The sequence below is a fragment of the Paucilactobacillus salsurae genome, assembly GCF_054784995.1.
In genome coordinates this window covers 1-5916 of record NZ_BAAHWX010000021.1, presented here as the reverse complement: position 1 = coordinate 5916, position 5916 = coordinate 1, and the positions used below count along the sequence as shown (strand labels likewise).

Genomic DNA, 5916 nt, shown 5'->3' with positions numbered 1-5916 from the left:
TGGTGATCTCCCATCTAACATCAATCTTGGATATTGTGAGTTAGAAACTCATACGCCTTGGGGCAACACATCGGGCGGTTATCCAACACAAATTGCACGTAGCACGCAAACAGCAAGACCGGTTACTTTGTCACGAATTGGTACGTCTGATTCTACATGGAGTGCTTGGGAATTAATGACTACTTGGTAGGAGGAAGCTTAAAATGGATAAACTAACACTGGCAAGACTGCCTGATAAGTTCACAGCAGGTAATCTGCTAAACAATATTTTTCAGAATGCCGAAATAACACGTAAATTTGTAGCTCAGTTATATGAATATGACGATCGTGTATTTGTTGAAGGAACTATCAGTTATGACCCATTTGTTAAAGATAGCTCACAGAAACTAAATCAGAACTCATATGTCTGGATAATCGATACTTTAACCAGGTTAAAGAATATGATTAACGGAATTATAGTTACATTCAACGATCATGGCATTGTTGACGTATTAACAGGAATACAAACTACACTTGTTGAACTATGCCTACCCAAGAGATTGGATCTTGGGGATGAATATCAGCAAAATATCAATCAAAATTGGCAACTCATTGAAGATAAACTCAATGGTTGCCTTTCTTATTACAATAGTTTATTTGCAAAGGAGTGAGTTAGTTGGCAGTTAATAGTTATGTAACACTAGATTTAATGCGACCAAATCAGACATTGATTGATTTAACTAATAATTTTAATGGGCGTGTTGCTGACAGTCAAAGCTATTTAAAAATTTGGGTTAAATCAAATGGACTACCAAAAGATTTGAGCAACAACACTGTCATGTTTGAAGGTGTAGATCCTAATGGCACAAAGTTCCAAATTTATGGGACCGCTCAAGCTGATCAAACTGGTGACAGTTTGCAAACAGGGCGCATTACTTTTTATTTTCCAGCTGAAACATTTCAAGTAGAGGGGGACTGGGATGATGAGACTACTTTCTTGGCAGTTTTAGATGCATCAGGTAATCGAGTATCAGCTCAGAACGTTCACTTACACGTATTGGCTGATAAGGTATCAATGGGTATTAACTCAGGACCATTCATTACCGATTTTGAAAAAGTAAAACAAGAATTAATTGATTGGGCAAATGGAGTCAAGGATGATGTGTCAACTGCATTGACAATGATTACTGATCCCAATTCAACGTTGCTTACAACTTTAAAGGCAGTACAGCAACAGGTTGATTCCTATACAGAACTTGTAAAGAATAATACCTTTCTAAATGTAAGTGACTTTAATTCGTTTAAAAACACAGTTGAAGCTGAATTGGCAGTAACAGATATGCATAAGGTAACAACAGCAAAAGCACCTTCAGCGTATATTGCTAACGGAGCAAAACCAAATTGGGAATTTATGCCAGGTGCTGCATTAGGGTTAAGTGGTGCATATTATTTAGTCCAAACGTTTGTACCATTTAGCGACATGAATACAGCTGGCCCAGTTCAGCAAGCAACCGAATGCACGGTTGGCGCACGGCCAAATACTTGGTTACGTGTAGCAAAATCAACCAGTGCATGGGGTACGTTTGAACAAGTAACTACTTGGTAAAATAGGAGGAACATACTATGAAACAATTAAACACCTCTAAAATTATGGGTGGGGGGGCACTAAACCCCTCTAGTGACACGGTTATAGCTCTCTTTCAAATGGAAAGGGGGCTATTTTAATGGCAAATAAAAATAACATTGCCAAAGGACAATCAGATTGGCAAAAAAATATTAATAACTTTATGAACGAATATTTTGGAAATGATTCTGGGAAAATTACTAGTGGCATTACCTATTTGAATGGTGCAAAGGCATATACTGGTCAAAATGAAGTTGACGGTTCAACGTATGTAACGAGTGGAATTTCAATCCAGACATTATCATCTGCTTCTGGAATTTCAGCCATCATTCATGGTGGTGTTGCAGTACCCGCTAGTTTAGTTAATAGCGAAACGGGTACAGTGGTTGCTGATAGCAGCACAACACCGATTGTGCAATTTCCAAAAAATGTGTTAACAAAACTAATTGGCGATCAATGGGTAACACCATGTTCGGGTGGAGTAGCTCGGCTAAGATTTAATGCTAATGATGGAACAGTAAGCATTTATCCATATGGCTTTACATGGTCTGGTGAAGCACCAAAAACAGGTACTATCTGGTTAGACGTTTTTCATATATTCGCAATTTAGTTGTTAGTTTCAATCTGACGTCCTTTGACAATCAAAGGAGCGTTTTATATATGGCAACATACAACCTTGTTAAGGGACAATCAGACTGGAACAAGTATCTAAACGATTACATGAACAAGAATTATATTGAGGCAACAGAATGGTCAACAAATGGAATTACAGCACTAAACGGATTCAAGTTAGGAAAAGATAAAGATGGTTACGATAGAACGGTTAAATATCGTAAATTGCAATTAGGCAATGGTGTATCAGCGGTTGAAATTTCAGGGGCTGTTATTACACCGGCCATGAATGGCCCACTTTTTGGGTCTGACTTTTTAACTTTTCCTAGTGGTGTTTTAGTTCAGGAGCAGTCACAAGTTCAGTTGTTAGGACAGTCATATGTTGCTAATGATGCAACTATGGTCAATTACAACATTAAAAATGCAACAACAATGTCTTTAACTCTACATGGAGATTCATTTGGTGCGGGTTCAGTGATCTATTTGAATTTGATGTATATTTATTAATTTGATTGAAAGGATGATTTAATTTGGCAGAACAAAAAGCAGTATATACGTATGATGACAACAATCATTTTACAGGTACAAAATTAGTTGCTGATGACTATGAAATCAATGGCAACGAAACATTTACGGCCGTTCCAGATGGGCAATATCAACCATCTACATGGAACGGTACAGAATGGATTGGTACACCACAAGCAGACTGGGAAGCGCAACAAAAAGCTGAACGAGAAGCTTATTTAGCTGAACACCCAGAAGAAGCACCACAGCCGAGTGCAACCGACCAAGCGCTAGCACAATTAGCTTTACAGGTGGCACAGAGCCAAGTTACACAAGACACGGTTAACTCGCAACTATTACTAGCTCAAGCAACTACGGCAATTAACGCAGGAGGTACTAACTAATGTCAGATTTAGTCAAAAATTATTATAAGCTCGGACTTTACACGACAGAAAATTTGAAAATCTTCGTGCAAGCAACATACATTACCGCTGATGATTTTAAGGATTTAACTGGCACGGCTTACAAAGCTTAGGAGTGATTCACATGGAAATTTGGAAAATTACCGCTTCAATGTCTGCTGTGTTTATAATCCTTGCGATTGTGTATTTAGTGATTAGCTCGTTTCTGCTATATTAAATAGTGGAAATGGAGTGATTGCAATTGAGCAAATCGGAATTAATACAGCATTTGTACAATGAAATTAATAGACAAAACACTTGGTATATGTGGACAGTTGGGACTCTCGTTGTAATTATTGGATTGGTAATTGGTTTTTTTGCATATTTAACATGGAGAATGTCTGACAAGCAAATTGATAAACTAAAAACGGAAATAAAACAAGAGTTGTCCGACAAGTTTAATCCTGAAATTGAGAAAGTAAAATTAAGTGAGTTGAATGATGTGTTGATGCCATTTAACGATATAATTAGCACTCGTCCAAGGCAACTTGACGATTCAACATTAATATTTTTGGTTCTAAATAGTTTGCAACTAATATCTCAAATGAAAGATGATGACGTTCTTAGAAATGTGAGTGCAATTCCCAATGCCTGCACACTATTGTTTAATAGCTTGAATCCTGAATTGTTGTCACAAAAATATATCTATGGTGCTACCTTACAAATTCAGGAATTGCTCAAAACATTATATCCAACGGATGATTTTAAAAATTATCATAATGAAATAGCAAGAACTTTATCAAACAAATTGCACTCCTAGTGGGTGTTTTTATTTTGCAGAAAAATTGAAAAGAGGTGATACGTTTTGCCGCCAGAACACATTTTTTTAGGATACACAATCGCCGAGTGGCTGGGGTTATTCTCGATTGTCGCTATGTTTATCTCGTTCATTGCGTGGCTTCTGAAAGCCACAATTCTGAATCCGATTATGAAGCGGATCGAGGAGAGCAACCGGCTACTGAATAACACGATTCACGTACTGGGCGAAAAGGTCGACGGAATTGGCGGGAACGCCACCATGGTACATCGCGATCACGAGATACGGATTCGTGAAAACGAAAATAAGCTATTGGTTCACGAAGAGGACATCAAGACCCTGTTCAAGCAATCAGGGCGTAGTAGGGGGCATTAGAAGATGGATTTAAGTTTAGGAAGTCCACAGGAATACGCAATTATCGTGGCAGTGGTTGCCAGTCTGACGCAGAACATCAAGCAAACCAAGATTAACAACCAGTACCTGCCGTGGGTATCCATGCTAATTGGTGCCATTGCAGGTGCTGTGGCGGTTGTGATGACTGGCGACAGCAACTACACAGAGGGCATTATCGCCGGCGTGATTGCTGGCGGACAAGCTAACGGGCTGTTTGACGGCTTGAAAGGGATTGCCACGAAATTCAAATCAAATACTGGAGGTGAGAACACAAATGAAACTAAATAAAGTAACAAAACGTTCAGTCGTTGCAATCGCAGCGGCTTTTTTAGTCCTGCCAATGGCGGGGCAAGCATATGCAGCTAAGGGTGACCACGGTGTCGACTGGTCCCGTTACCAAGGCTCAACCGGGAAATTCGGTTATGCCAGCGATAAGTTCGCTATCTCGCAAGTGGGTGGCTATTACAATGGTAGCTTCGTCCCACAGTCGACCTACGCTACACAGGTTCAGTACGCCATTGCGCAAGGCAAGCGGGCACACACGTATATCTATGACGAGGCTAACTCATTGGCAAACACCAAAGCTATGCTGGACTACTACTTGCCAAAGATTCAAACGCCTAAGGGTTCAATCGTGGCTCTTGATGTGGAAAGTGGTAATCCTAACACGCAAGCAGTTCGATATGGATTACAACGCATTCAAGACTCCGGGTACACGGCTGTTTTGTATTGTGGCCCGCAATTGCTCAAGAATCGGATTGATTTAAAGGGAATCGCTAAAGATTTCCCACTTTGGGCATCCGAATATCCGGATTATCAAGTGCGATCAGTACCGGATTATAATTACTTCCCTAGTTTTGACAATATTCAAATCTTCCAATTCACATCAACTTACGTTGCTGGCGGATTAGATGGTAATATTGACTTGCTAGGAATCACGGACAATGGCTACACAAAGAATAATAATCCTAAGACTAAGACACCGGCGGTTAAAGCGGGTATCAAGGCGGATAACACGCCTAAATCAGACATCAAGAAAGGCGATACAGTCAAGGTTAACTACGGTGCAAGCCGTTATGCAACTGGGCAAGTTATCCCTAGCTTTGTAAAAGGTGTGGCTCATAAAGTCGTGCAAGTAAATGGTAACAAAGTCTTACTTGCGGACATCATGAGTTGGGTCAACAAGTCAGATGTTGAAATTTTGTCAGTAGGTAAGCCAGTCACAACATCAACGAACACGCCAGTTACTGGCACGTTTAAAGACAGTGGTTGGACTATTCATCGTGAGAATGGCACATTTACAGCTAACACGACTTTACGTATCTGGAATTATCCGGGCTTGGGTTCACGTGGGACTAATTATTACCGTGGCGAATCCGTGAAGTATGATGGTTGGGTCAAGAATGGTAAGTACACATACGTTTCTTATCGAGATGGACGTGGTTTACATTCATATATAGCCGTTCGTGAAAATGGTGTGCCACTTGGTACATTCAAATAAATAATTAAGCCTCAATCCATTAATTTGGGTTGAGGCTTTTTTGCATGCTATAATAAAAGAGAAGCAGGAGTGCCAGCTCCATGCT

Annotated in this window: 10 protein-coding genes and 1 pseudogene; all 11 read left to right on the top strand. The window is 39.8% G+C overall.

Translation table 11 applies throughout. From position 1 onward, the window contains the following. Positions 1-190, top strand: a pseudogene (locus tag ACYVQZ_RS09850) (BppU family phage baseplate upper protein); the annotation flags it as partial. Between the two features lie 13 nt (positions 191-203). Further along, entirely contained in the window at positions 204-650 is a 447-nt protein-coding gene (locus ACYVQZ_RS09845) for a hypothetical protein (RefSeq protein WP_461241213.1), read from the top strand. Between the two features lie 5 nt (positions 651-655). Further along, positions 656-1585, top strand: coding sequence for a BppU family phage baseplate upper protein (locus tag ACYVQZ_RS09840; RefSeq protein WP_461241212.1), 930 nt, complete (start codon positions 656-658; stop codon positions 1583-1585). Between the two features lie 118 nt (positions 1586-1703). Beyond that, positions 1704-2213 carry a hypothetical protein gene (locus ACYVQZ_RS09835; RefSeq protein WP_461241211.1) on the top strand — a complete coding sequence of 170 codons (510 nt, stop codon included), beginning with the start codon at positions 1704-1706 and terminating at the stop codon, positions 2211-2213. Positions 2214-2263: 50 nt separating this feature from the next. After that, positions 2264-2722 carry a hypothetical protein gene (locus ACYVQZ_RS09830; protein WP_461241210.1) on the top strand — a complete coding sequence of 153 codons (459 nt, stop codon included), beginning with the start codon at positions 2264-2266 and terminating at the stop codon, positions 2720-2722. 23 nt (positions 2723-2745) lie between these two features. Beyond that, complete coding sequence (locus ACYVQZ_RS09825; RefSeq protein WP_461241209.1) at positions 2746-3123, top strand: hypothetical protein; 378 nt, start codon at positions 2746-2748, stop codon at positions 3121-3123. After that, positions 3123-3254, top strand: coding sequence for an XkdX family protein (locus ACYVQZ_RS09820; protein WP_461241208.1), 132 nt, complete (start codon positions 3123-3125; stop codon positions 3252-3254). The genes ACYVQZ_RS09825 and ACYVQZ_RS09820 overlap by 1 nt, the downstream gene beginning before the upstream one ends. 128 nt (positions 3255-3382) lie before the next feature. Next, entirely contained in the window at positions 3383-3940 is a 558-nt protein-coding gene (locus tag ACYVQZ_RS09815) for a Z-ring associated ZapG family protein (RefSeq protein ID WP_461241207.1), read from the top strand. Positions 3941-3985: 45 nt separating this feature from the next. Beyond that, entirely contained in the window at positions 3986-4312 is a 327-nt protein-coding gene (locus ACYVQZ_RS09810; protein ID WP_461241206.1) for a hypothetical protein, read from the top strand. 3 nt (positions 4313-4315) lie between these two features. Continuing rightward, on the top strand, positions 4316-4618 hold the full coding sequence (locus ACYVQZ_RS09805; RefSeq protein WP_461241205.1) for a holin: 303 nt from the start codon (positions 4316-4318) through the stop codon (positions 4616-4618). Continuing rightward, positions 4605-5831 carry a GH25 family lysozyme gene (locus tag ACYVQZ_RS09800; RefSeq protein ID WP_461241204.1) on the top strand — a complete coding sequence of 409 codons (1227 nt, stop codon included), beginning with the start codon at positions 4605-4607 and terminating at the stop codon, positions 5829-5831. Before ACYVQZ_RS09805 ends, ACYVQZ_RS09800 begins: the two co-directional genes overlap by 14 nt. Positions 5832-5916 lie beyond the last annotated feature (85 nt).